Here is a 337-nt window from a genome sequence, read left to right on the forward strand (position 1 = left end):
AGAAAACGTATAAAGATCCCGCGTCGCTAACACGTATTTTGAATCGTATGGTCAAAAAAGGGTGGGTACACCGGCAGCCCTCTACAGATGACCGGCGCTCATTCCTAATTCATATTACGGACCAAGGTAAGCTGATCCAACAGGCGGCCGCACCAAAGGATTTGGAACTCTTAGAAGAGATTACCGCTCACATGACAGAAGAGGAAATGTATTTGCTGCGAAAACTAGTGAAGAAGCTGGTCGACGGGATAGAGGTTGAATCCTAGTGATCACAAAAAAACAGGTTAGCCAGAAGCTTCTGGTCAGCCTGTTTTTTATCGTTATTAGAAGAGTAATT

Annotated in this window: 1 protein-coding gene; it reads left to right on the forward strand. The window is 44.5% G+C overall.

The features are described from left to right. A partial coding sequence (locus KIH86_RS17580; RefSeq protein WP_223110575.1) for a MarR family winged helix-turn-helix transcriptional regulator occupies nt 1-266 on the forward strand: 266 nt, incomplete at its 5' end. Between the last annotated feature and the right edge of the window lie 71 nt (nt 267-337).

Source organism: Paenibacillus sinensis, assembly GCF_019904155.1.
Classification (GTDB): Bacteria; Bacillota; Bacilli; order Paenibacillales; family Paenibacillaceae; genus Paenibacillus_AQ; species Paenibacillus_AQ sinensis.